This window comes from Actinomadura graeca, assembly GCF_019175365.1.
Taxonomy (GTDB): domain Bacteria; phylum Actinomycetota; class Actinomycetes; order Streptosporangiales; family Streptosporangiaceae; genus Spirillospora; species Spirillospora graeca.
Genome location: NZ_CP059572.1, coordinates 2,273,107 through 2,296,522, shown reverse-complemented (window position 1 = coordinate 2,296,522; position 23,416 = coordinate 2,273,107). Strand labels below are relative to the sequence as shown.

The 23,416-nt window shown below is 72.5% G+C and carries 17 protein-coding genes and 1 pseudogene; 11 read left to right on the top strand and 7 right to left on the bottom strand.

Going from position 1 to position 23,416, the window contains the following annotated elements:
• The first annotated feature begins 195 nt into the window (after nucleotides 1-195).
• A pseudogene (locus tag AGRA3207_RS10400) lies at nucleotides 196-5,660 on the top strand (ATP-binding protein).
• A 56-nt stretch (nucleotides 5,661-5,716) separates the two neighbouring features.
• On the opposite strand, the gene AGRA3207_RS10395 reads toward AGRA3207_RS10400, so the two are convergent.
• Nucleotides 5,717-6,391, bottom strand: coding sequence for a response regulator (locus tag AGRA3207_RS10395; protein ID WP_231334374.1), 675 nt, complete (start codon nucleotides 6,389-6,391; stop codon nucleotides 5,717-5,719).
• The gene (locus AGRA3207_RS10390; protein WP_231334373.1) at nucleotides 6,364-8,544 is read right to left on the bottom strand and encodes a sensor histidine kinase; all 2,181 of its coding nucleotides are present in this window, start codon (nucleotides 8,542-8,544) and stop codon (nucleotides 6,364-6,366) included. The genes AGRA3207_RS10395 and AGRA3207_RS10390 overlap by 28 nt, the downstream gene beginning before the upstream one ends.
• Before the next feature lie 275 nt (nucleotides 8,545-8,819).
• Here AGRA3207_RS10390 and AGRA3207_RS10385 point away from each other — a divergent pair, with 275 nt between their 5' ends.
• Nucleotides 8,820-9,242 carry a phospholipase A2 gene (locus AGRA3207_RS10385; protein WP_231334372.1) on the top strand — a complete coding sequence of 141 codons (423 nt, stop codon included), beginning with the start codon at nucleotides 8,820-8,822 and terminating at the stop codon, nucleotides 9,240-9,242.
• A gap of 61 nt (nucleotides 9,243-9,303) precedes the next feature.
• Here AGRA3207_RS10385 and AGRA3207_RS10380 read toward each other — a convergent pair whose 3' ends face one another.
• Nucleotides 9,304-9,507 (bottom strand): hypothetical protein, encoded by a 204-nt coding sequence (locus tag AGRA3207_RS10380; protein ID WP_231334371.1) that lies wholly within the window; start codon nucleotides 9,505-9,507, stop codon nucleotides 9,304-9,306.
• A gap of 565 nt (nucleotides 9,508-10,072) precedes the next feature.
• Here AGRA3207_RS10380 and AGRA3207_RS10375 point away from each other — a divergent pair.
• Nucleotides 10,073-10,279 carry a hypothetical protein gene (locus AGRA3207_RS10375; protein WP_231334370.1) on the top strand — a complete coding sequence of 69 codons (207 nt, stop codon included), beginning with the start codon at nucleotides 10,073-10,075 and terminating at the stop codon, nucleotides 10,277-10,279.
• A 375-nt stretch (nucleotides 10,280-10,654) separates the two neighbouring features.
• Here the strand turns inward: AGRA3207_RS10375 and AGRA3207_RS10370 are convergent, their stop codons facing one another.
• Nucleotides 10,655-10,804: a hypothetical protein gene (locus tag AGRA3207_RS10370; RefSeq protein WP_231334369.1), complete on the bottom strand. Its 150-nt coding sequence runs from the start codon at nucleotides 10,802-10,804 to the stop codon at nucleotides 10,655-10,657.
• A gap of 533 nt (nucleotides 10,805-11,337) precedes the next feature.
• On the opposite strand from AGRA3207_RS10370, the gene AGRA3207_RS10365 reads away from it, so the two are divergent.
• A complete protein-coding gene (locus AGRA3207_RS10365) occupies nucleotides 11,338-12,288 on the top strand; it encodes a M28 family peptidase (protein ID WP_231334368.1) in 951 nt (316 codons plus the stop codon).
• Between the two features lie 29 nt (nucleotides 12,289-12,317).
• Here AGRA3207_RS10365 and AGRA3207_RS10360 read toward each other — a convergent pair whose 3' ends face one another.
• Nucleotides 12,318-13,376, bottom strand: coding sequence for an NsdA family TPR-like regulatory protein (locus tag AGRA3207_RS10360; protein WP_231334367.1), 1,059 nt, complete (start codon nucleotides 13,374-13,376; stop codon nucleotides 12,318-12,320).
• 140 nt (nucleotides 13,377-13,516) lie between these two features.
• Between AGRA3207_RS10360 and AGRA3207_RS10355 the strand changes: the two genes are divergently transcribed.
• A complete protein-coding gene (locus AGRA3207_RS10355; protein ID WP_231334366.1) occupies nucleotides 13,517-14,578 on the top strand; it encodes a LacI family DNA-binding transcriptional regulator in 1,062 nt (353 codons plus the stop codon).
• A gap of 64 nt (nucleotides 14,579-14,642) precedes the next feature.
• Here the strand turns inward: AGRA3207_RS10355 and AGRA3207_RS10350 are convergent, their stop codons facing one another.
• Nucleotides 14,643-15,107, bottom strand: coding sequence for a cupin domain-containing protein (locus tag AGRA3207_RS10350; protein ID WP_231334365.1), 465 nt, complete (start codon nucleotides 15,105-15,107; stop codon nucleotides 14,643-14,645).
• Nucleotides 15,108-15,368: 261 nt separating this feature from the next.
• On the opposite strand from AGRA3207_RS10350, the gene AGRA3207_RS10345 reads away from it, so the two are divergent.
• The 5 genes from AGRA3207_RS10345 to AGRA3207_RS10325 all read left to right on the top strand — a co-directional run bounded on the left by AGRA3207_RS10345 (nucleotide 15,369) and on the right by AGRA3207_RS10325 (nucleotide 20,696).
• A complete protein-coding gene (locus tag AGRA3207_RS10345; protein WP_231334364.1) occupies nucleotides 15,369-16,523 on the top strand; it encodes an ABC transporter substrate-binding protein in 1,155 nt (384 codons plus the stop codon).
• Nucleotides 16,472-16,897: a periplasmic substrate-binding domain-containing protein gene (locus AGRA3207_RS10340; protein WP_231334363.1), complete on the top strand. Its 426-nt coding sequence runs from the start codon at nucleotides 16,472-16,474 to the stop codon at nucleotides 16,895-16,897. The genes AGRA3207_RS10345 and AGRA3207_RS10340 overlap by 52 nt, the downstream gene beginning before the upstream one ends.
• Before the next feature lie 100 nt (nucleotides 16,898-16,997).
• A complete protein-coding gene (locus AGRA3207_RS10335; protein WP_231334362.1) occupies nucleotides 16,998-17,978 on the top strand; it encodes an ABC transporter permease in 981 nt (326 codons plus the stop codon).
• Nucleotides 17,979-17,989: 11 nt separating this feature from the next.
• Nucleotides 17,990-18,919 (top strand): ABC transporter permease, encoded by a 930-nt coding sequence (locus AGRA3207_RS10330; RefSeq protein WP_231334361.1) that lies wholly within the window; start codon nucleotides 17,990-17,992, stop codon nucleotides 18,917-18,919.
• A gap of 1 nt (nucleotide 18,920) precedes the next feature.
• Complete coding sequence (locus AGRA3207_RS10325) at nucleotides 18,921-20,696, top strand: ABC transporter ATP-binding protein (RefSeq protein WP_231334360.1); 1,776 nt, start codon at nucleotides 18,921-18,923, stop codon at nucleotides 20,694-20,696.
• Nucleotides 20,697-20,826: 130 nt separating this feature from the next.
• On the opposite strand, the gene AGRA3207_RS10320 is transcribed toward AGRA3207_RS10325, so the two are convergent.
• Nucleotides 20,827-22,020, bottom strand: coding sequence for a cytochrome P450 (locus AGRA3207_RS10320; RefSeq protein WP_231334359.1), 1,194 nt, complete (start codon nucleotides 22,018-22,020; stop codon nucleotides 20,827-20,829).
• A gap of 276 nt (nucleotides 22,021-22,296) precedes the next feature.
• Here AGRA3207_RS10320 and AGRA3207_RS10315 point away from each other — a divergent pair, with 276 nt between their 5' ends.
• Entirely contained in the window at nucleotides 22,297-23,355 is a 1,059-nt protein-coding gene (locus AGRA3207_RS10315) for an SCO7460 family lipoprotein (RefSeq protein ID WP_231334358.1), read from the top strand.
• The last annotated feature ends 61 nt before the right edge of the window (nucleotides 23,356-23,416 follow it).

The following is a 23,416-nucleotide window of genomic DNA, read 5'->3' as shown; positions in this document are numbered from 1 at the left end:
GTCCCTGGCCCGCCCGCCCGGCCGAGGTGGGGGAGGGCTTTGCACGATTCCCACAACTTGAGACGTCCAGCATGCGACGTCTGCGACATGGCGCCGCCGCCCGGTAGACGGAAGGGTGAGCACGGAAGGGTGGAACGTCGCCGGGACCGCGGGGCCCCGGCGCGCATGTCGCTGGTCCAGAGGAGGGCTCGGTCGGTGTTCAGTCGTGTCGCCATCGTCAACCGCGGAGAGGCCGCCATGCGGCTCATCCACGCCGTACGGGACATCGCCGCCGAGCTCGGGACGGGGATCGAGACCGTCGCCCTGCACACCGACGTCGACCGCACCGCCACCTTCGTCCGCGAGGCCGACCTGGCCTACGACCTCGGTCCCGCGTCCGCCCGCCCCTACCTCGACCTGGAGGTCCTGGAGCGCGCCCTGGTGGAGACCGGGGCCGACGCCGCGTGGGTCGGCTGGGGCTTCGTCGCGGAGGACCCGGCGTTCGCGGAGCTGTGCGAGCGGATCGGCGTCACCTTCGTCGGGCCGGGCCCGGAGGCCATGCGCAAGCTCGGCGACAAGATCGGTGCGAAGCTGATCGCCGAGGAGGTCGGCGTGCCGGTCGCGCCGTGGAGCCGCGGCGCCGTGGAGACCCTCGACGCCGCCCTCGCGGCCGCGGACGAGATCGGCTACCCGCTGATGCTGAAGGCGACCGCGGGCGGCGGCGGACGCGGCATCCGCGTGGTCGCCGACGCGGCCGGGCTCGCCGACGCCTACGAGCGCACCAGCCAGGAGGCGGCGCGCGCGTTCGGCAGCGGCGTGGTGTTCCTGGAGCGCCTGGTCACCGGTGCCCGGCACGTCGAGGTCCAGGTGATCGCCGACGGCCAGGGGACGGCGTGGGCCCTCGGCGTCCGCGACTGCTCGGTGCAGCGGCGCAACCAGAAGATCATCGAGGAGTCGGCGTCGCCGGTGCTCGAACCCGGGCAGGTGGCCGAGCTCAAGGAGTCCGCCGAGCGGCTGGCCGTCGCGGTCGGCTACCGGGGCGCCGCGACGGTGGAGTTCCTCTACCACCCCGGCGACCGGCTGTTCGCGTTCCTGGAGGTCAACACCCGCCTTCAGGTCGAGCACCCGATCACCGAGTCCACCACCGGGTTCGACCTGGTCAAGGCGCAGCTGCGGGTGGCCTCGGGCGGGCGCCTCGAGGGCCGGCCGCCGCAGGAGCGCGGGCACGCCATCGAGGCCCGGCTGAACGCCGAGGACCCCGACCGCGACTTCGCGCCCTCCCCGGGCCGCATCGCGCGGCTGGACCTGCCCGCCGGGCCGGGCATCCGCGTGGACACCGGCGTCCGCGAGGGCGACACCATCCCCGCCGACTTCGACTCGATGATCGCCAAGATCATCGCCTACGGGCGCGACCGCGACGAGGCGCTCGGCCGCCTGCGCCGGGCGATGGCCCAGACCACGGTGATCATCGAGGGCGGCGCGACGAACAAGAGCTTCGTGCTCGACCTGCTCGACCAGCCCGAGGTGATCGACGCCAGCGCGGACACCGGCTGGATCGACCGCGTGCGCGGCGAGGGCCGTCTCGTCTCGCACCGGCACTCCGCCGTCGCGCTCGCCGCCGCCGCCATCGAGGCGTACGAGGAGGAGGAGCGCGTCGCGCGGCAGCGGCTGCTGTCGACCGCGTTCGGCGGGCGCCCGCACGTGCGGCACGAGAGCGGGCGGCCGCTGGACCTCAAGCTGCGCGGCGCCGGCTACCGGCTGCGCGTCGCCCGGGTCGGCGCGAACCGCTTCCGCGTCGGCGTCGAGGCGGGCGGCGGCGTCCGCACCGCCGACGTCGAACTCGACCGGTTCGACCGGTACGCCGGGCAGATCGTCGTCAACGGCACCCGGTACCGCCTCCTCACCGGCACCCACGGGCCGATCCACCTGGTCGAGGTGGACGGCGTGGCGCACCGCGTCAGCCGCGACGAGGGCGGCGTCGTCCGCTCGCCGGCGCCCGCGCTGGTCGTCGCCACGCCGCTGAAGGTCGGCGCCGAGGTCGAGGCGGGCGCGCCGGTCCTGGTGCTGGAGAGCATGAAGATGGAGACGGTGCTGCGCGCGCCCTTCAGGGCGCGGCTGAAGGAGTGCGCCGTGTCCGTCGGCAGCCAGGTGGAGACCGGCGCCCCCCTGCTGCGGCTGGAGCCGCTCGCCGACGGCGCCGAGGCAGAGGACCCCGCGTCCGCCGGGGCGGCCGAGCTGGACCTTCCCGCGGCGCCCGCGACCCTTCCCGCGCGCGAGCGCGCACGGCGCGGCCAGGAGGACCTGCGCTGCCTGCTGCTGGGCTTCGACGTCGACCCGCACGACGAGCGCCGGGTCATGGACGACTACCTCGCCGCGCGCGGCGCCGCCCTCGACGACGGCCACCGGCCGCTGGCCGAGGAGCTCGCGCTCCTCGACGTCTTCACCGACCTCGCCGAGCTGAGCCGCAACAGGCCCGCGGGCGGCGACGGCGGGGACGGCCACGTCTACAGCGCCCGCGAGTACTTCCACACCTACCTGCAGAGCCTCGACGTCGAGCGGGCCGGCCTGCCGGAGGCGTTCCAGGACAAGCTCGCCAAGGCGCTCGGGCACTACGGCGTCACCGGCCTGGAGCGCTCTCCCGGCCTGGAGGCCGCCGTCTTCCGGATCTTCCTCGCCCAGCAGCGCGCGTCCGCCGACGCCGCCGTCGTCACGACGCTGCTGCGCGCGTGGCTGCGGGAGCCGCCGCCGGACCGGGCGCTGCGCGAGCCCGCCGGTCTCGCGCTGGAGCGGCTGGTGGCCGCGACACAGGTGCGCTTCCCCGCCGTGTCCGACCTCGCCCGCGGCGTCGTGTTCGCCTGGTTCGCCCAGCCGCTGCTGCGCCGCAACCGCGCCCGCGTCTACGCCGACGTCCGGCGGCACCTGCGCCACCTGGACGCGCACCCCGACGCGCCGGACCGCGCCGAGCGCATCGCCGAGATGGTGCGCAGCACCGAGCCGCTGGTGCGGCTGCTCGGCCGGCGCCTCGTCCGCGACGACCGGGACAACGCGGTCATGCTGGAGGTCCTGACCCGCCGGTACTACGGCAACAAGGGGATCACCCGCGTCCGCACCCGCGACGTCGCGGGCCGCACGTTCGTCGTCGCCGAGCGCGCGGGCTCGTGCGTGGTCTCCGCCGCGGTCGGCTTCGAGGGGTTCGGCGCGGCGCTGCGCGGGCTCGCGGAGCTCGCGGACGGCGAGGACGCCATCGACGCCGACATCTACCTCTCCTGGGAGAACCAGCCGGAGGACTTCGAGTCGATGGCCGCGGCGCTGCACGAGGTCATCGGGGCGAACCCGCTGCCGGACCGGGTCCGCAGGCTCACCGCCACCGTCGCGGGCAGCGGCGGCGCGGTGATGCACCACCACTTCACGTTCCGCCCGTCCGCCACCGGGATGGCCGAGGAACGGCTGATCCGCGGCCTGCACCCCTACATCGCGCAGCGGATGCAGATGGAGCGGCTGAGCGGGTTCGACCTCACCCGGCTCCCCTCGTCGGACGAGGAGGTCTACCTCTTCCGCTGCGTGGCGCGCGACAACCCGTCCGACGAGCGCCTCGTCGCGTTCGCGCAGGTGCGCGACCTGACCGGGCTGCGCGACCACGACGGCAGGCTGGTCGCGCTGCCGACGGCCGAGGACACCATCGCCGCCTGCCTCGACTCGATCCGCCGCGCCCGGTCGCTGCGCCCGTCCAGGGAACGCTTCGACACCAACCGGATCGTCGTCTACGTCTGGCCGCCGAGCACTATCACCCGCGCGGAGCTGGAGACGATCGCCGGGCGGATCCTCCCGACGACCGCGGGCGCAGGGCTGGAGGAGGTGCTGTTCATCGCGCGGCAGCGCCACCCCCGCACCGGCGAGCTGGCCAAGGTCGCCGTGCGCATCTCCTTCGACGCCACCGGCGGCACCGAGCTGACCATCGGCGAGCCGTCCGGCGACCCCGTCGAGCCGGTCGACGGCTACCGGCAGAAGGTGCTGCGCGCGAGCAGCCGCAACACCGTCTACCCGTACGAGCTGACGGCCCGGCTCGGCGACTTCGTCGAGCACGACCTCGACGGCGACCACGCGCTGGTCCCCGTCGACCGCCCGAAGGGCCGCAACACCGCCGCGATCGTCACGGGCGTCGTCACCACCCCGACCCCCGCCACCCGCAGGGCGTCACCCGGGTCGTCCTGCTCGGCGACCCGACCAAGTCGCTGGGCGCCCTGTCGGAGCCGGAGTGCCGCCGCGTGATCGCCGCCCTGGACCTCGCCGAGCGCATGCGGGTGCCGGTGGAGTGGTACGCGCTGTCCTCCGGCGCCCGGATCTCCATGGAGTCGGGCACCGAGAACATGGACTGGGTCGCCGCCGCGCTCAAGCGGATCGTCGAGTTCACCCAGGACGGCGGCGAGATCAACATCGTGGTCGCGGGCATCACCGTCGGCGCGCAGCCGTACTGGAACGCCGAGGCGACGATGCTCATGCACACCAAGGGCATCCTCGTGATGACGCCGGACTCGACGATGGTGCTCACCGGCAAGCAGGCCCTGGACTTCTCCGGCGGCGTGTCGGCCGAGGACAACTTCGGCATCGGCGGCTACGACCGCGTGATGGGCCCGAACGGCCAGGCGCAGTACTGGGCCCCCGACCTGGCCGGCGCGCGGGACGTCCTGATGTCGCACTACGACCACACCTACGTCGCGCCGGGCGAGGACGCGCCCCGGCGCGCCGTGACGTCCGACCCCGTCGACCGGGATGTCTCCGGCTTCCCGCACGCCGTGGAGGGCAGCGACTTCACCACGGTCGGCGAGATCTTCTCCGCCGAGGCCAACCCGGACCGCAAGAAGCCCTTCGACATCCGGACGGTGATGCGCGCCCTCTCCGATCAGGACCACCCGGTCCTGGAACGCTGGGCGGGCATGGCCGACGCCGAGACCGCCGTGGTGCAGGACGTGCACCTCGGCGGCATGCCGGTCTGCCTCCTCGGCATCGAGTCGCGCTCGGTGCCGCGGCGCGGCTTCCCGCCCACCGACGGCCCCGACGCCTACACCGCGGGCACGCTGTTCCCCCGGTCCTCCAAGAAGGCCGCCCGGGCGATCAACGCCGCCAGCGGCAACCGCCCGCTGGTGGTGCTGGCCAACCTGTCCGGCTTCGACGGCTCACCGGAGTCGATGCGCAAGCTCCAGCTGGAGTACGGCGCCGAGATCGGCCGCGCGATCGTCAACTTCCGCGGCCCCATCGTGTTCTGCGTGATCTCCCGGTACCACGGCGGCGCCTTCGTGGTGTTCTCCAAGGCGCTGAACCCGGACATGACCGTCCTGGCGCTGGAGGGCTCCTTCGCCTCGGTGCTCGGCGGCGCCCCGGCCGCGGCCGTGGTGTTCTCCCGCGACGTCGGCGCCCGCACGGCGGCCGACCCCCGCGTGCGGGACCTGGAGGCCCGCGTCGCCGCCGCGTCCGGCACCGACCGCGCCGCGCTCACCGCCGAGCTCGACGAGCTGCGCTCGTCCGTCCGCGCGGAGAAGCTCGGCGAGGTGGCCGCGGAGTTCGACCGCGTCCACGACATCCGCCGCGCGGTCGAGGTCGGCTCCGTCGACGCCGTCATCAGCGCCGCCGACCTGCGCCCGAGCATCATCAAGGCCATAGAGTCCCGCCTCCCCTCCAAGTAGAGAACAGCCCGCCGCCCCCGGCCCCGGCCTCCGGGGCCGGGACTGGTGTGCCGCCCTCAGACCTCGCCATCCTGTGGACGTTCGATCTCCTTCACGTCGAGATGGCCGTCCTCCACCATCCGCAGCGTGGCGAGCGTCTTCGTCGGGCAGGGTCTGCCGACGTCGTCGTACTTCTTGCGCGCCCGCTCGATGTAGGTTTCGACCGTCCTGGGGGAGACGCCCAGCCTCTTGGCGACCCGCGGTATCGACGCCCCCGCGCACCAGGCGCGCAACGCACGGATCTCGCTCTCGGCGAGCGCGGGCCGGTCGGGCGCGGTGACCATGATCCCGGCCTGTTGCGGGCCGGTGTAGGTCCCGCCTCGGGCGACGGCCTCGATGGCGGGCACGAGGTGCTCCTCGCCCTCGTCCTTGGTCACATAGGCCATCGCCCCGAGCTCCATGCATCTGAGCACGCTGTCCCGGCCGACCTCGCCGGAGAACACGACGACCCGGCGGCCCTGCCGGACGAGCCGGTCCAGCTCCTTGAACTCCGGCTCCTTCTCCACGCGCATGCACAGGTCGAAGACGACGACGTCGGCCTCGCCGCCCTCGCCCGTCCACACCCGCGCGAGCCTGTTCCCGGCGTCGATCAGCCGGATGGGCGGCCGGGCCCGCTCGCACCAGGTGCGCACGCCCGCCGCGATCACCGAATGATTGTCGATGATCACTGCTGTGATGAGGGGTTCCTCCATGTCGCCTCCACCCAGAACTCGTTCTCGTCGACCAGGTCGTCGACCACGACGGTGATCTCCGGCTGCTCGGGAATCCTGACCGGCCCGCAGTCGCTGACCACGGTGACCGACACGACGCCGTAGGCGTCGATGACCGTCACCCGGGCACGGGTCCCGGCCTTGGCGAGGGCGGCCAGCGGCACCTCGGTCAGCGCCCGCCTGATCTCCCTCGGGATCGGCCCGAGGTCTCCGTGCGCCTTCAGCTCGGCCTTGACGCCCTTCTGGACGGCGATATCGACGCATTCGGCGAGTTCGTGCAGCAGGGGGCTGTCCACATCGTCGGTCTCGGCGAACAGCCGCCTCATCCGTGCGGCCTCGATCCAGCAGAGCCGCTGGACCTCCGGGTCGTCCGGCCGGAGCGTTCCGCCGGCCAGGCCCGCCAGCAGCGGTGCCACCGTGACGGACAGATCCGCGTACCGCTCCTGCCATACCTCGTGCCGGACCGCCTCGATCTTCGCGGCCCTGCTGTGCGCCTCCGCCTCCTTGCGCTGTGCCTCGGCCCTCTCCGCGACCCCGCGCAGGACGGTCGCCGCGATGCCCGTGGCGAACGGGAACCCGATCGTCGTGATCGAGCCGGCCGCGAAGTTGAGGACGGAGTCGAGGTCCCGCCCGCCGGAGACCAGGAGGGCCGTCAGGTTGATCGTCTCGTGCACGGCGAGGAACCCGATCAGCCAGCCGAACCGCCGGTCGAGCAGCACGGCCACCCCGAGCCAGCCGACGGTGCCGAACGCCCAGTTCGCCGCCGTCCCGGCTCCTCCGGGCGGGAGAGAGGCGCAGGCCGCGGCCGACGCGCCGAGCGCCAGGGCCGCCGCGGGCCAGCGCATCCGGCCCCATCGCCCGCGGGTGAGGATGAGGACGAACTCGGCGGCCGCGATGGCGAGCAGCACCCCGTACGCCGTGGCCTGCACGGCGAGCGGACGGTACGCGTCAAGGTGGCGGCCCATGCTGAACGAGCCCAGGATCGTCAGTGCGATCACCACCACGGCCCAGCGCAGCCCGACGAGGAACTCCGCCTCGGTCATCAGAGGGGAGCCGGGTGACCGCCGCGGGGCCTCCTGGGCGTCCACCGACCACCGCAGCGTGACGCGCGTCCCGGCACCGGGCGCCGACCCGATCGCCGTGCTGCCGCCGACCATGGCGACCGGTCCCGCTATCGATCCGCGCAGACCCCGCCGGACCGACGGCACCTTCGCCGGGTCGAATCCGTGACCGGTGTCCACGACGTCCACCTGGAACCGTTTCGACGATCCCGTCACGCTGATCTCGCAGCGGTCCACCCCCGCGTGCTTGACGACGTTCCGCAAGGCTTCGCGGCAGGCGTCGGTGAACGCGAGCACGACCTCCGGCGGCAGTGTGAGCCGGGGCGGTCCGATGGCCGAGACCGCGAGCGGGTACTGCCCGGCCAGGTCGCGGATCCCCTCCATGAGATCGGTGCGCGACGGCCTGTTCTCACCCCAGGTGTGCAGGGCCTTCAGGTTGGCACGGGCCTCCGCGGCCAGCAGCCCGGGCGGCCCTGTCTCCTGTCCCGTCCCGACGATGAGCAGTGTCTGTGCGGCGTTGTCGTGCAGGCTGCGGTTGTGGTCGCGCTCTGCGACCTGCTTGCCCTCCTGTTCCAGGAGCTGCGACCGCGCTCGTTCCGCCTTCGCCGCCATGGCGTCCGCGCGCCGCCCGCCGCGGTCGACGAGCGTCCACAGGATCCGGGCGAGGACCGCGACGACGCCGGTCCAGCACGCGGTCACCAGGCTGTCGCCAGGCGCCCCGCCGGGTAACGCGCGCACCGTCCCGGTGATCGCCGCGGCCACCACGATCGTGGCGGCCGCGGCGCCGACCAGCGGCCGCGCGTAGTACTGGTAGCCGACGCAGGCGAACGCGACGAGCGGTAACAGCCAGGACCTCCCGTCCGCGAGCCATCCGGCCGGGACGGTGAGCGGGGCGCTCAGCCCCAGACCGGCCAGCACCCCCGCGTCGAGCAGCGTCATCCAGGGACGTGTGCCGTCGGCCCGTCGCAGCCACCGCACATAAAGGCCGCTCCACGCGCACAGGACCGCCATGATCGCGAAGACGGCGGCGGGATGGGGCACGTCCCCTGCCACCAGAAAGGCGATCAAAGTCAAAGGGATCAATGTCGCAGCGCGGATGGCGGCCCCGTAGCCATGGCCGAGCCGGTCGAGATGGGCGACCGCCGTTCCGGCAGTCGTGCCGTCCGTTCTCCCTGACATGCCCCGCCCGCCCTCGTCGCGCATCCCGATCCTATGGTGCGATGGGCCGAGTATCGTCCGGAAACGGCGTCGAAGATGTCGGTCGATCGCCCGACCAGATGTGCGGTGAATCCTCGGTACCTTCTGCGGTGTCGGATCAACGACTCGAATCCGGAGACGCAATGATCAGCATGAGGAGGCTCACGGTGGCGCTGGCGGCCACCGTGGCACTCGGGACGACCGTGGTGGCGGGAGCGGGACCCGTGTGGGCGACGACCGAACCCGGGGTGAACGCCACACCACACAACGAGGGTGGCGAATGGTGGACGACCGACGGCTGCACCGCCGTTCCCGACTCGGGCAGCGACCTGGGCACCGCCTACGACTTCCACCACGCCTGCAAGCACCACGACGGCTGCTACCGCTACCACTGGTCCGACCGCGCGACCTGCGACCAGTGGTTCTACAACGACATGCTCGCCTCGTGCGAAGCGCTCGGGTCCGGCAGGCCCTGCGAGATCAGGGCCGGTGCCTACTACCAGGGTGTCCGGAAGTTCGGGCAGCCCTCGTGGGAGTCCTACTCCTACACCGCCCCGATGGGGAACGTCGCCTGACCGGCGGCTGAGGCGGCGGAAGGGGCCGGACGGGAATCCGGCCCCTTTTCGCTCCGTCCGATCACCTGCTTTCCTCCACGCGCACGAAACGGAGTATCAGCGTGCCCAGGAAACCGCGGCTGCTCGCCGTGATGAAGAACGCCTCCCAGGCCGTGCGAGTCAAGGCGGGGCCTTTGATGGCCCCCGCCGCATGCGGAGGCACCGCGTCCGCCGCCACGGCGGCGTCGTTCTCCCTGAATCCGATGCTCGGCGCTTCCGTGGCCACCGGATTCAACGTCTTCGGTGCCGTTTACGTCGTCGTCCAAGGAGCAGGGCGCTGAACCAGCTGACCTGGGAGGTGTATTCGTTCGCCGCACTATCGCAGGAGGCGGGTTCGCCAGCTCGGTCGGGCGGATGAGGAGTGCGTCTCGTTGTTCTAGTGGCGGCGCGTGGCCTGGTGGTCCGGCGGGTCTGGCAGGGCGGTGCGGATCGCCGCGAGTTTCCACCCGTGCCAGCGCCGCAGCACCGCGATCTGCAGGCTCGCTGGACATGCTGGTCGGTGTAGTGGCGTTTCCCGCCCGCGGTGGCGCCGCTCGGCGCCCCCGACCTCGGCACGCTTGCGCTCGGCGGCCGCGCCGACTTCTGCGTCCTTACTGGGGACCCCCCAACGAGTTAGGCGCCCTCGCCGACCGCGTCCACACCGTCTACCGGGACGGTCGGCGGGCGGGCGGCGGCGCCTCCAAGGAAAGGACATGAGATGAGCGGGTGCGCGACCCGCCGCGCACCCGTGGCGGACGGCTCCGAGATCCCCCGCATGTTGCCCGTGTCCCTCGCCGGGAGACGGGTACCTGGTGATCAACCTCAACGGCCACCCCTACGTCAGCATGCGGGAGAAGGCCGGACTCTGGGAGTACTACCGGGAGCGGACCGACTTCGTCAGCAGGCCCGACGTGCGGATCATGTGGCTGGAGGTGCGAGAGGACATCGCGCGGCTGGTCCCTCGGCGGCGAGTTCACCTCGTTCACCGCCCGCGGCATCAGGTTGGACCATCCGCCTGAGAGCCGTCCGTCCCTCTACGCCGGAGTGAGCGTTCGAAGGCGCTCCGCCAGTCCGGCACGGAGGCGGATGGCATCATCTTGTCCGTCCTCGCCGGTCCCGACTACGTCCGCTGGGCGCGCGCAGCTCGCCGGGGGCGGTGCGGGTCCCGGGCACCGGCTCGTGGTGTACGCGTTCTGCTCCATCGCCGAGGACGGTGAGGCGGACGCGGCCCGCGACAGCCTCCGAGAGCTGTTCGCCGTCTACCTGGCGACCGCGCCCCGCAACTCCATGACCGAGCGGATCGGCGTCGCGGACGCGGCGGGGGCACTCGCCGCACGCGGCCCGACACCCTCCGCCGTACCGGAGCACTGGCGGACGCCATGGCCGCCGCAGGCTCACCCCGCGACTGCGCGGACGGTCTCGCCGCGCTGCGCGTCGTCTCCGCCCGTCCCGGCGCGCACGCCGCGGACGGGGTCGAGGCGGACCTGCGCGTCGACGACCACGGCGATCCGCTCGGCGAGCTCGGCCGCCTGCTCGACCTGCACCGCGCCTACACCGGCATCGGCGTCATCTTCACCCCGGCCTGGTCACGGGGGAGCGGCCCCCACCCGAGGACACCGTCACCGAGGCGCTCACGGCCCTCGACCGGGCGGCCGCCGTGCTGCCGGGCAACGCCGAGCCGCTCATGCGGGCCGCGGTCATCGCGGGCCGTGCGCGGCAAGACCGGGTCGTCGCCGGGGACCCGGGCCTCGGTCGGCTGTGCGGTGACGGGGTGCTGCCACCGGATGGCGGCCGTGGCGAATGGGGCACGAATACCCGGTGGCGTTCGATCGTTCCAATCGAGCCTCTTTTTCACTTTCACAAAGCGCGCTGAACAGGCGGTTTGATTATTGAGGCGCCGATCCGGGAAGGGTGTTCTTCGATTTCCGCCCCATCTGGGAAAGGGTGTCGAAATTCCGCCTGAAACTGGAATTCGTCACACATTGCCGTTTACCGCGCTTCTCGTCGCGCCCTACCGTCCACGGTCATCCCCCCTCTGGCGCGCATGCGCCAGAGCCCCCGCAGGAGGGAATGACGAATGCGCAAGATGAAACACAAGGCCCTGCTCGGCGCGGCGGCGCTCGGCGTCGGGCTGGTCACGGCGCTGACGGGCGTGCCCGGCGGCGCCTCGGCGTCCACGCCGGCGCCGGTGGCGGCCGCCGTCCTGTCGCCGGACATCCCGGCGGCCAACTCGATGGCGCACGCCCAGCAGTTCCAGTCCATCGCCGCCGCCAACAGCGGCAACCGGGCGCACGGCAAGCCCGGCTACCGCGCGTCCGCCGACTACGTGAAGGCCAAGCTGGACGCGGCCGGTTTCCAGACCACGCTCCAGTCCTTCACCCACCAGGGCGCCACCGGCTGGAACGTCATCGCCGACTGGCCGCAGGGCGACCCCAACCAGATCGTGTTCCTGGGCTCGCACCTGGACAGCGTCCCCGCCGGGCCCGGCATCAACGACAACGCCTCGGGGTCCAGCGCCGTGCTGGAGACCGCGCTCGCCGTCGCGCGCGCCGACGCCAAGCCGACCAAGCGGCTGCGGTTCGGCTGGTGGGGCGCCGAGGAGCTCGGCCTGATCGGCTCGAAGTACTATGTCTCCCAGCTGCCCTCCGCCGAGCGGACGAAGATCAAGTCCTATCTGAACTTCGACATGGTGGGCGCGAAGAACACCAAGACCTGGGGCGTCTACACCGACTCCACGACCCTCGGCGCGACGTTCACCGAGTTCTTCCGCAGCAAGAACATCGCCACCAAGGGCATCAACATCTCCGGACGCTCCGACCACGCCTCGTTCAAGAGCGCGGGCATCGAGGTGACCGGCATCACCAGTGGTGACGACCCCTGCTACCACTCCAAGTGCGACGACATCAACAACATCGAGTCGTCCGTCATGGGGCACAGCACCAACGCCGCCGCCTACGCGGCGTGGAAGCTCGCGGGCATCCCCGGCGTCGCCGCGCAGCCCGGACCGCGGCAGCGGCCGGCCGCCTGACGCCTCCCGGCGCATCCCCGGAACCGGCCTCAGAAGCCGGGACCCCGCCTTCGCCCGGTCCCCCCGCACCCGGGTGAAGGCGGGGGCCGGTGATCCGCCTGCCCGCCGCCCATGGCGTGCCGGAGATCGCCCACGATGCCCCGTGCCGCGCGCGGCGGCCGGCCGTCCCGGTGGAAGCGGTCGAGGGTGGCCGAGAGCCTGGCCAGGGGCCTGCCGGAGCGCACGGTCCGCAGCAGCGGGACGATCTCGCGGGCGGTGGGTTCCGCGTCGCGCCACGCCCCCGCCTCCAGCTGGGCGTGCATCAGGACGCACAGGTAGAGGAAACGTTCCCGGTGCGCCTCCGGGGGAGCGGCCGCCAGGGCCCGCTGGATCGGGTCGATCGCCGCCTTCCAGTCGCCGAGACCGCCGAGCATCGCCCCGGCGGCGTGCGTGAAGCCGCGCTCGGACACCCACCACGCCCAGCCGGGATCGCGGTCGTGCACACCTTCCGAGAGCAGCCCCGTGGCATGTGCGAGCGTCCTCGTCGCCTCGGTCCTCAACCCCATCTGCGCGTATGCGCGCGCCACCCGCAGGCGGAACATCGCCTCCAGCCGAGGGGTCAGGCCGCCGCGGTCGAGGACCGGCGCGGCCAGCGCCAGGGTGGTCCGCGGACGCCGCAGATACGTGGCCTGAAGGCTCATGTTGTGGACGACGAACAGCTCCATCGACGAGTCGCCCGCGGTGCGCGCGAGTTCCAGCGCCCGCCGGTTGACCCGGTACGACGGCCCCTGCCGGTTCGCGTCGCACAGGAGCCAGCCGGTGACCTCGGCCAGCTCCGCCACCGCGGCCCGGACGTCGCGTCCGGCCCGCCTGCGGATCCCCCGCCGCTCCAGGTCGCGGTCCACCGCGGCCAGGGCGCGCAGGGCGAGGACGGACGTGTGGTCTCCGCCGAACCGCACGTCGAGGCCCACCAGGCTCTGCACTCTGCCGCGTAACCCGGCGGCGTACTCGTCGTCGGCCGGTGTGAGGTCGCCCACTTCCCCCGGCGCCGAGACCAGGGTGCGAACGTCCTCCCCGGCGTACGGGAACGGCGGCGCGGTGTCTGCCATGGGCCTCCAAACGGCAGGAGCGTGGGCGGCCGGCCGTCCCCGCGTATCCTAAAATGAGAAAGGCGATCACGTCGCCGGCGGTGACGTGGACGGGTCCCGGTACTTTCGGGCGGCTACGGAAAGTGACAGGGAGCAGGAGCGTGGGATCCAAGGGCACGTCGCGTCCCGCGCGCAAACCCACGCTTCTGGACGTCGGGCGCCTCGCGGGGACGTCGACGGCCGTCGTGAGCTACGTGCTCAACGGGGGCCCCCGGCCGGTCTCGGCCAAGACGCGGACCAAGGTCGAAGAGGCCATCCAGATGCTCGGCTACCGGCGCAACCCGCTCGCCGGCGCGCTGAGCGGGGGACGGTCCAACCTCATCGGCCTGCTCGTGCCCGACACGGCGAACGCCTTCTTCGGCGAGCTGTCGCGCCACATCGAGACGGAGGGACGCAGCCGGGGCCTGCTCACGCTGCTCGGCAACACCGGCTACCTCACCGCGCTCGGCCAGGAGTACGGCGAGGCGTTCTCCGAGCTGCGCCCGCGCGGGATCTTCGTGACGACCGGGGAGGAGCCCGCGCCGGGCGACGAGACGCCCCGCGTCTACGTGCAGTGGGCCGCCCCCGACGCCGCCTCGCCGAGCGTGACCTTCAACGACTTCCAGGGCGCGAGGCTCGTCGTCGAGCACCTGCTGCGGCACGGCTACGAGGACATCGTGTGCGTGGCGGGAGAGCTCGAAGGCGGGCCTGCCGCCGGGCGTGAGGGGGGCTGGCGCCGGGCGATGGAGGGCGCGGGCCTGTCCACCGACGGCAGGCTCGTCCGGGTCTCGTTCGACCGGCTGGAGGCGGAGGCGGCGATCCGGCCGGTCCTGGAGAGCGCCCGCCGGCCCCGTGCTATCTACGCCACGACCGACGAGCAGGCGTTCGTGACGATCCGCACCGCGATGAGCCTGGGGCTGGACGTGCCCGGCGATCTCGCGGTCGTGGGCTTCGACGGCATCCGCGAGGCGCGGCTCGGGAGCATCCCGCTCACCACCGTCAGCCTTCCGCTGGAAGAGCTCGCGGCCCGCGCGTTCGACGTCTTGGAGGAGACCTTCTACGAGGGCGGCGGCCCGGGGAGGTCGGTGGTCCTGGACGGCACGCTCAGCATCGGCGTCACCTGCGGATGCGAGCCCGCCGCGGCCGACGGGACTCCACCGGCCGCCGCGCCCGCGTCCCTGTGACGCGGCGCGGGGGGCACGCGTCGGCCCCGCCGCGCGGGCGACGGGGCCGGGTCTTCGGTACGCCCTACTTCTTGGGCTCGTGCTCGTCCGACTCGTAGTTCGGGCTCAGTGACAGCGCGCTGAAGCGGAACGGCCGGTCGACGCGGTTGAAGCCGAGGGGGCAGTGCCGCATGCCCGCCGGGATGTAGACCGAGCCGCTCGTCGTGATCGTGTGGCGGACGCCCTCGATGTCGAGGTAGATCTCCGCCCCGAGGTCGTCCACGTTGTCGGGGTCGTTGCCGTGCCAGATCAGGACCTCGTCGTAGTCGTGCTCGTGCTCCTTCACCCACTGCACGGGCTCGTCGCACTTCCCGATCCAGGTGTAGGTCAGGTGGATCTTGCTTTCGGGGACCTCGTTCGACCGCATGAGGGCGAGCGGCGTGCCCACGTTGTCCGGATCGACGACGCCGGCGGCGGCTCCCTCGTTGACGAGGTCGTCGATGCAGTTCTGCATCTTCCTCACGAACAGGTGCTCGTACGGACTGGTCATCGTCCCTCTTCTTCCATGTGATCCTCCCCGGTGGTCTGCGCAGAAGGTAGCACGATCTAAGCGATTAGACAGTGCCTGGTCAACGCTGACGAACGATTCTCAGGACCCCCTTCCCCCAGGCCAGCCGTGGACGTACTCTAGGGCGCAGTTCGTCCGGGCTCAGGCGAAGGCGAGCTGATCTAACGGCTTAGAGCCTTGGCCGTTCTCTTGGAACTGGAGTAGCCCATGGTGCGTAGAACCTCACGCCCCGGACCCGCCGTCATGACACGCGCGCGGTCCGGCCGTCCCTTTTTCCGGGTGCTCGGCGCCGCGACGGGCGTCGCCACCGCGGTGACGCTCGCCGGCTGTGCCCCGGCGGACCGCGCGGACGGCGGGAGCGGGAGTGGAACGCTCCGCATCGCCGCCTCCACCGACGCCGGCGAGTCGCTGAACCCCTACGCGAGCAACCAGAGCCCCACCCAGGAGCTGCGCAGCGCCCAGCTCTACGAGGGCCTCACCCACCTCGACCCCGCGGGGAAGCTCGAATGGCGCCTCGCCACGGAGATGACCCCGAACGCCGACCTCGACGAATGGACGATCAAGCTCCGCCCGGGCGTCAAGTTCACCGACGGCACCGAGTTCACCTCCGCCGACGTCGTCGCGAGCATCAAGTACCTGCGCGATCCCAAGCACGCCGTACAGGGGCTGGCGTACATCGAGAAGGTCGACGCGGGCAAGGTCGAGGCGGTGGACAAGCTGACCGTGAAGGTCGGCCTGACCAAGCCCTTCGGCCCGTTCAAGGAGATCTGGGCGAACGCGTTCCTCCCGATGACCAAGGCGGGTTCGGTGCCCGCCAAGCCGATCGGGACCGGGCCGTTCGTGGTCAAGTCCTTCACCGCCGGACGGCAGTCGACGCTGGAGCGGTTCGAGGGCTACTGGGGCACCAAGCCCAAGCTCGGGACGGTCAGCATCATCGAGTACCAGAGCCAGCAGGCCCAGGCGAACGCCCTGCTCTCCGGCCAGGTGGACGTCGCGTCCGGCGCGACCCCGACCATCGCGAAGTCGCTCCAGGGCAAGAAGGACATCGGGCTCCTGGACAGCAAGGGCAACTTCGTCCTGCGGATCGGCCTCAACACGACGGTGGCGCCGTTCAACGACCCGCGGGTGCGGCAGGCGCTGCGCCTCCTCGTCGACCGGCAGCAGGTCGTGTCCACGCCTTCGGCGGATACGCGCGGGTGGCGAACGACCATGAGGCGGCGACGCCGTGTCCCGCCCCCGGCCTGCCGCAGCGCACCCAGGACATCGAGCAGGCGAAGAGGCTCCTCGCGCAGGCGGGCCAGAGCGGCCTGTCGTTCTCGATCACGACCGACGGGCTGCTGCCCGGGATGCGGGAGCTGGCCCAGGTCTTCTCCGAGAACGCCGCGAAGGCCGGGGTGAAGGTCAAGGTCAACATCGTGACCGTCCCGGAGCTGCTGTCCAAGTGGGGCAAGTGGCCGGTGTTCATCGACTTCAACCCCTACCCGTACCTGCCGACGGTGATCGGCAACCTCCTTCCCGAGCGCGTCGGGAACGCCACGCACTGGGACAACCCCGCGTTCGTCAAGCTCGCAGACCAGCTGTTCCTGGCCGACGAGAAGAAGCAGTGCTCGATCATGAACGAGATGCACCGGATCGAGTACGAGCAGGGCGCGGCGATCCTGCCCGCGTTCGTCGACGTCCTCATGCCCTACCGCAGCGGCGTCCGCGGGCTCGTGGCCGACGTGAACGGCCAGCCGCTCTCCTTCCTGACGAACGTGACCGTCGGAAGCTGACGTCCACCCCTTGTACGGAGGGGGTGCCGGGGCGGCGTCCGGCCCGGCACCCCCTCACCCCACGGAACGGCAGATTGTCATGGTTCAACTGGCGACGCGGATGCGCCCCTTCCAACGCAGCTCACCGGCGGATCCGAAGGGCGCGAGGCTCCGATGGCTGGCACGCAGGCTCGTCCTCGGCGTCCTCGTGCTGTTCCTGGTGTCGGTGCTGCTCTTCCTCGTGACGCAGGCGCTGCCGGGCGACCTGGCCAGGATCATCCTCGGCAAGGACGCCACGGCGCAGCAGGTGGCCGACCTCCGGCGGCAGCTCGGGCTCGACCGCCCGATCGTCGCGCAGTACTGGCACTGGCTCTCCGGCGTGCTCACCGGGCAGATGGGCGACTCCCTCCAGAACGGCGAGCCCGTCGCCGACATCATCGGCCCGAGGATGTTCAACTCCTTCACCCTGGGCCTGATCTCGATGGTCCTGATCCTCCCGCTCGCGGTGGTCGTCGGCGTCTTCAGCGCCTACAAGCGCGACGGCATCCTGGACAAGGCGTTCATCGCGGTGTCCTCGCTCTTCACGGCGCTGCCCGCGTTCGTCGTGGGAATGCTGCTGATCGCGTTCTTCGCCACGTCGGTCCTCGGCGTGCTCCCGGGGGTCTCGGACATCCCGCCCGGCGACCTGCCCTGGTGGCATCCGGCGGAGCTCGTCCTCCCGGTCACGACGCTCACGCTCATGGGCGTGATGTACCTCGGACGCCTCGTCCGCGCGTCGTTCATCGACGCGATGGACAGCGAGTACGTCCAGACCGCGAGGCTGAAGGGGCTGAGCGGCCGCCGCATCCTGTTCCGGCACGCCCTGCCCAACGCGGTCGCGGCGAGCCTCCCGGCGGCCAGCCTCGTGGCGGCCATCACCATCACGGGCGTCGTGGTGGTCGAGTACGTCTACTCCTACCCGGGCCTCGGCACACAGGTGGTCAGTGCCGTCAACGCCCATGACCTGCCCGTTCTCCAGGCGTGCATCCTCATCCTCGCGACCGCGTACTACCTGTTCAACCTTCTCGCGGACGTGTTCGCGGTGCTGAGCAGGTCGCGATGAAGGAGCGAACAGTGACGACGAACCAGACGCCCGCGCCTCCGGCCGCGGGGGACACCGCGGTCGCCGTGGCGGCGCCGCGGGGCGACGCCGCCGCGGCGGGCGCGAAGAGCGGCATGACGGTGCTCGGACGCGCCGTCCGCACCGGCCAGGCCCGTCTCGGCCTGGCGCTGCTGGGGGTGGTCGCGCTCGTGGTCGTGTTCGGGCCGCTCTTCGCGCGGCACGCCCCGGACGCCATCGTCGGGCCGCCCCTCCAGGAGCCCAGCCAGAAGTTCCCCCTGGGCACCGACATCCTCGGCCGCGACGTCCTGAGCCGCCTGCTCCAGGGGGGCCTCGACCTGTCGTGGATGGCGCTGCTCGCCGCCGGGATCGGCGTCGTCCTCGGCTGCCTGGTCGGCCTCACCGCCGCCTACCGGGGCGGGGCGGTGGACGCGCTGCTGATGCGCGCCATGGACGTCCTGCTGAGCTTCCCCGAGATCATCTTCGTGCTCCTGTTCGTGTCCATGCTCGGACGCAGCACGCTGCTCACCGCGGTCCTCGTCGGCGTGGCGTTCGTGCCGGGCGTCTCCCGCGTGATGCGCGGGGCCGCGCTCCCGGTGATCGGCAGCGAGTACGTGCTGTGGGCGAAGGCGAACGGGCTGCCGTCGCGGCACATCCTCGTCCGCGAGGTGCTGCCCGGCGTGACCTCGCCGCTCATGGTGGAGACCGGCATGCGGCTCGTCTGGGCGGTCGCGGCGATGGCGTCGCTGAACTACCTCGGCTTCGGGATCGCGCCGCCCGCGGCGGACTGGGGCCTGATGGTCGGTGAGAACCAGGACGGCCTGCCCGTCGCGCCGCTCCCGGTCCTGGCGCCCATCGTCCTCATCCTCATGATGGCGCTCGGAGGCAACCTCATCGCCGAGTCCGTCGCCCGGACGGTCGGCCGCACGGAAGGGAAGGGCTGAAGTGGCGAAAGAGGTCCAGGTCTCGGGCGTCACCGTGACGGTCGACGCGACGGGGGGCGACATCGTCCGCGACGTCGGCTTCGAGCTCGGCCGCGGCGAGGTCATGGGGGTGGTCGGCGAGTCCGGCTCCGGCAAGAGCACCCTCGCGCTGGCCCTGCTGGGGTACGCCCGGAAGGGCGCGACGATCACCGGCGGGCGCGTCGTCATCGACGGCGTCGACCTGCTCTCCCTGCCGGAGGGGCGCCTGCGGAAGGCGCGGGGGAGCACGGTCGCCTACGTCCCGCAGGACCCGGCGACCGCGCTGAACCCGAGCCTCAGCCTCGCGACGCAGCTGACCGAGGGGCTGCGGTCGCCGAGGCGCGAGGCGCTGCCGCGCGTCCGCGAGCTGCTGGAGACCGTGGGGCTGCCGGGCGACGACGCGTTCCTCAAGCGCCGCCCGCGGCAGCTGTCCGGCGGCCAGCAGCAGCGCGTCGCCATCGCGATGGCCATCGCCGCCGGCCCGCGGCTCATCGTGCTCGACGAGCCGACGACCGGGCTCGACGTCTCCACCCAGGCGCGCGTCCTGGAGATGGTGCGCGACCTCAGCCGCGAGCACGACATGGCGGCGATCTACGTCTCGCACGACCTCGCGGTCGTCGCCGACGTCGCCGACCACGTGACCGTCATGTACGGCGGGGAGGTGGTCGAGAGCGGCACCGACCGGGACGTGCTCGTCCGCGCCGGCCACCCCTACACCCGCGCCCTGCTGTCGGCCGTCCCGTCGGCGACCCACCGGCACCGGCTCGTCCCGATCCCGGGGCGCGCCCCCGGCGTCGAGGAGGACCGGCACGGCTGCGTGTTCGCGCCGCGGTGCGGCCACGCGGCGCCCGAGTGCGAGGAGACCCGTCCCAAGCTGGTGCCCGCGCCGTCGGGGACGCTGACCCGGTGCCTCCGCGTGGAGGAGGTGGTGCGGACGCCCCGCGTCCCGCCGCGTCCCGGCGAGGCGCACGCCGCGGCCGCCGGGGGAGAGGCGGTGTTCTCGGTCTCGGGGCTGAACGCCGGCTACGGCGGCAGGCAGATCCTCTTCGACGTGTCCTTCGACCTCGGACGGGGCGAGTGCCTGGCCCTCGTCGGCGAGTCCGGCAGCGGCAAGACCACGATGTCGCGCTGCCTCGTCGGCCTGCACGAGGAGCAGGAGGGGACCCTGACGTTCGAGGGCGAGCCGATCCCCGCGGCGGCGGGCAGGCGCGCCATGAAGACCCGCCGCGAGGTGCAGTACATCTTCCAGAACCCCTACGGGTCCCTCAACCCTCACCGCAGCGTGGAGAGCAGCCTGGTCGTGCCGCTGCGGCACTACTTCGGCATGAGCGCGCGCGAGGCGCGCGGACGGGTGGCCGAGGCGCTGGAGCGGGTGGAGATCCCCGCGCGGCTCGCCGGCCGCCGCCCGGCCGACCTGTCCGGAGGCCAGCGCCAGCGCGTCGCCATCGCGCGCGCCCTCGTCTGCGAGCCGAAGCTCCTCATCTGCGACGAGGTGACGTCGGCCCTGGACGTGTCGGTGCAGGCGTCCGTGGTGGAGCTGCTGCGCTCGCTCCTGGACGACGGGCTTTCGATGATCTTCGTCACGCACAACCTGGCCGTCGTGCGCAGCATCGCGGACGGCGTCGTCGTGCTGAGCCAGGGCCGGGTCGTCGAGTCGGGCACCGCCGACCTGGTGCTCTCGGCGCCGTCGCACCCCTACACGCAGAGCCTCATGGCCGCCACGCTCGAAGTGCCCGACGCGGTCGAGCGCGCCGGATAGCCGACGGCCGGCCGGCGGCGCCGGCCGGGCCTGTTACGAGGACTGGGCGGGACGGGCCTCGGGCGGGAGCTGACGCGTCCCCGCCGGGCGCGCCCGGTCTGCGCCGGGCGCGTCCGGCCCCCGCCGCACCTCACCAGGTGACGAGGAGTTCCTTGGGACGGCGGACGAAGCGGTCGACGTGCCACTCGATCCGGTCGGGCTCCGCGAGCCCGAGCCCGGGAAGCCGCTCGGTGAGCGTGGCCAGGGCGACCTGGAGCTCCATCCGCGCCAGGGCCGCGCCGACGCAGCGGTGCATGCCGTGGCCGAAGGCGATGTGCGGGTTGTCCTTGCGGGTGACGTCCAGCGCCTCGGGGTCGTCGAAGGCGGCCGTGTCGCGGTTGGCGGCGGCCAGCTCGACGAGCACCTGGTCACCGGCGCGCAGCCGCACTCCGCCGACCTCGACGTCCTCCAGGACGAAGCGCGTCAGCGACCCCTGGGTGAGCAGCGGCACGTAGCGGAGCAGCTCCTCCACCGCCGTCGGCACCAGCCCGGGGTCGGCGGCCACCCGTTCGTATTCGCCGCTCTCCAGGAGCACGTACATGAAGTTCGGGATCTGGGAGGCGGTGGTCTCGTGCCCGGCGCCCAGCAGGATGCGCAGCAGGTTTTTCACCTCGTCGTCGGTGAGCCGGTCGCCCTCGATCCGCGCGCGCACCAGCGCGCCGATGAGGTCGTCGGTCGGCCGCTGCCGCCGCCGGGCCGACAGCCCGGCCAGGTAGGCGTTCATCTCCTCGACGCTGGCCACCGCCTCCTCGGTCGTCCCCGTGCTGTTCAGCAGGGCGTCGGACCACTCGGTGAACAGCTTCCGGTCGGCGAGGGGGACGCCGAGCAGGTCGCAGATGACCTCCAGCGGCAGCCCGAGCCCGAACCGCTCGAACAGGTCGAGCGGCGGCCCCTGCGCGATCATGCCGTCGACGAGGCGGTCGGCGATGCGCCGGGTGGCGGGCCGCAGGGCCTCCACCCGGCTCGGGGTGAAGGCGCGGAACACGAAGCGCCGTAACCGGGTGTGGTCGGGCGGGTCCTGGGCCGAGAAGGTGTCGCTGGTCACGTCCAGGGGCGTCACCCGGGAGATGTGGTCGGCCGGGACCCCGGCGCGCTCGTGGTCGCGGCCGAAGACGGGGCTGCTCAGCACTTGGCGCGCGTCCTCGTAGCGGGTCACGAGCCAGGCCGGGTCTCCGTAGCGGGGCTGGACGCGGATCGGAGCGTGCCCGCTGCGGGCTTCGGTGAGAAGGGGGGAGGGTCGCAGGGCGTGTTCTGCCGGAAAGGGGAAGGCGGGATGGGTGGGCACGGCGGCTCCAACGGTGCGTACTGGGGGCTTATGCCATGCCGTGCCCGATTTATCCCTCCGCAACATCACCGGTATGACACTCCCGGCTGACGGGAGCAGCATGGGGTGTTCACTCCACCGGTATTGACATCTCCGCGCTTGGAGCGACGCGCAGATCAGCCCGGTCCCGGTTGAGTACCTCACCCGGGTCCGGCTAGGTGTTCGCGCTCATGTGCGCCCCTCCCGCCCGGCCTTAGCGTGGCGGGCATCGGCGGTCGGATCTCGGTGAGGGGCACCATGGGCAGGTCGGGCAAGAAGGGGCTGCGCCGTCCAGTGCTCGGCTCGTGCATCGCCCTCGTCGCGCTGCTGGCGGGCGGGTGCGGCCTCGGCACCGGGGACGACAAGAGGCGCGCCGCCGAGCTGGCGGAGCGCCACCACCCGGGGCAGCTGAGGCTCATCGGCGCCCGCACGCTGTTCCCGGAGACCGGCGGATCGGAGGTGACGTTCGCGGTGCGGGACGACCCCGACGCGGTGGTGCGGCTGCGCATCGACGCCGGCAAGGGCCGCTGCGGGCGCGAGCGCTGCGAGGACGCGCTGGCCGGGGCCGTCGCGCGCGGCCGCGAGCAGGCCGCCGGGTTCCGCCTGCTGCGGACCGCCTTCGCCCGCTGCGGCCACGAGATCATCGGCCTCGGGCCCGCCGCCGGGGAGCCGTGGATCGCCGCCGCCCTGACCAACGACAACGTCACGGCGGTGCTCGGGGAACTGGGCCGCTGCGCCGCCGGGTGGTCGGCGGCGCTCACCGCCGCCGGGTCCCCGCCGCGGTCGGACGGCTCGTACGGGCTGCCCGCCGGGAGCCGCGCCCTGCGCGTCAGGCTGGTCCGGCCGGACGTCGCCCGCAAGCGGCCCGCGGGAGACCCCGCGTCGCCGACGCTGGCCCGGCTGACCTCCTCCAGGCTCCAGGCGTCACTGGCCGGGCGGACCTACTTCACCGCGGCCTTCACCCTGCGCGACGGCCGGGACGAGCCGGTGACCTCCGGGCTCGCCATCTCGCGGACGTTCGAGGACCGGCAGGCGTTCGGCAGGCGCGTCCGCGAGCAGGTCGGAGGCCGCCTGCGGCTCACCGAGCCGCGGGCCGTGATCGCCTCCTACGACGGCGTGTGGAGCCTGGAGCCGGGCCGGATCGACCGTTTCACCGGGTATGTCCTTTTTTGCGAGGATCCCGCGCACGACCGCACCTGCCTCGGCGACCACGCCGTCCGCGTGACCGTCGACGAGGACGGACGCCCGGTGAGCGATCTCCAGATCGTCCGCGACGTGCGTGAGGGCAACGGCCCTCTTCGCCTCCCCACGAGCTGACCCGGGACCGCCGGGCGACCGCGGCGGCGGCCGGGGCGGCGGCCGGGAGCGGCGGCCGGGA

Excerpts from the sequence above, each read along its gene's own strand:
- AGRA3207_RS10395 (WP_231334374.1), bottom strand. The coding sequence starts at position 6,391 with ATGGAGGAACCCCTCATCACAGCAGTGATCATCGACAATCATTCGGTG.
- AGRA3207_RS10385 (WP_231334372.1), top strand. The coding sequence starts at position 8,820 with ATGAGGAGGCTCACGGTGGCGCTGGCGGCCACCGTGGCACTCGGGACG.
- AGRA3207_RS10365 (WP_231334368.1), top strand. The coding sequence starts at position 11,338 with ATGCGCAAGATGAAACACAAGGCCCTGCTCGGCGCGGCGGCGCTCGGC.
- AGRA3207_RS10360 (WP_231334367.1), bottom strand. The coding sequence starts at position 13,376 with ATGGCAGACACCGCGCCGCCGTTCCCGTACGCCGGGGAGGACGTTCGC.
- AGRA3207_RS10350 (WP_231334365.1), bottom strand. The coding sequence starts at position 15,107 with ATGACCAGTCCGTACGAGCACCTGTTCGTGAGGAAGATGCAGAACTGC.
- AGRA3207_RS10345 (WP_231334364.1), top strand. The coding sequence starts at position 15,369 with ATGACACGCGCGCGGTCCGGCCGTCCCTTTTTCCGGGTGCTCGGCGCC.
- AGRA3207_RS10340 (WP_231334363.1), top strand. The coding sequence starts at position 16,472 with ATGCGGGAGCTGGCCCAGGTCTTCTCCGAGAACGCCGCGAAGGCCGGG.
- AGRA3207_RS10335 (WP_231334362.1), top strand. The coding sequence starts at position 16,998 with ATGCGCCCCTTCCAACGCAGCTCACCGGCGGATCCGAAGGGCGCGAGG.
- AGRA3207_RS10315 (WP_231334358.1), top strand. The coding sequence starts at position 22,297 with ATGGGCAGGTCGGGCAAGAAGGGGCTGCGCCGTCCAGTGCTCGGCTCG.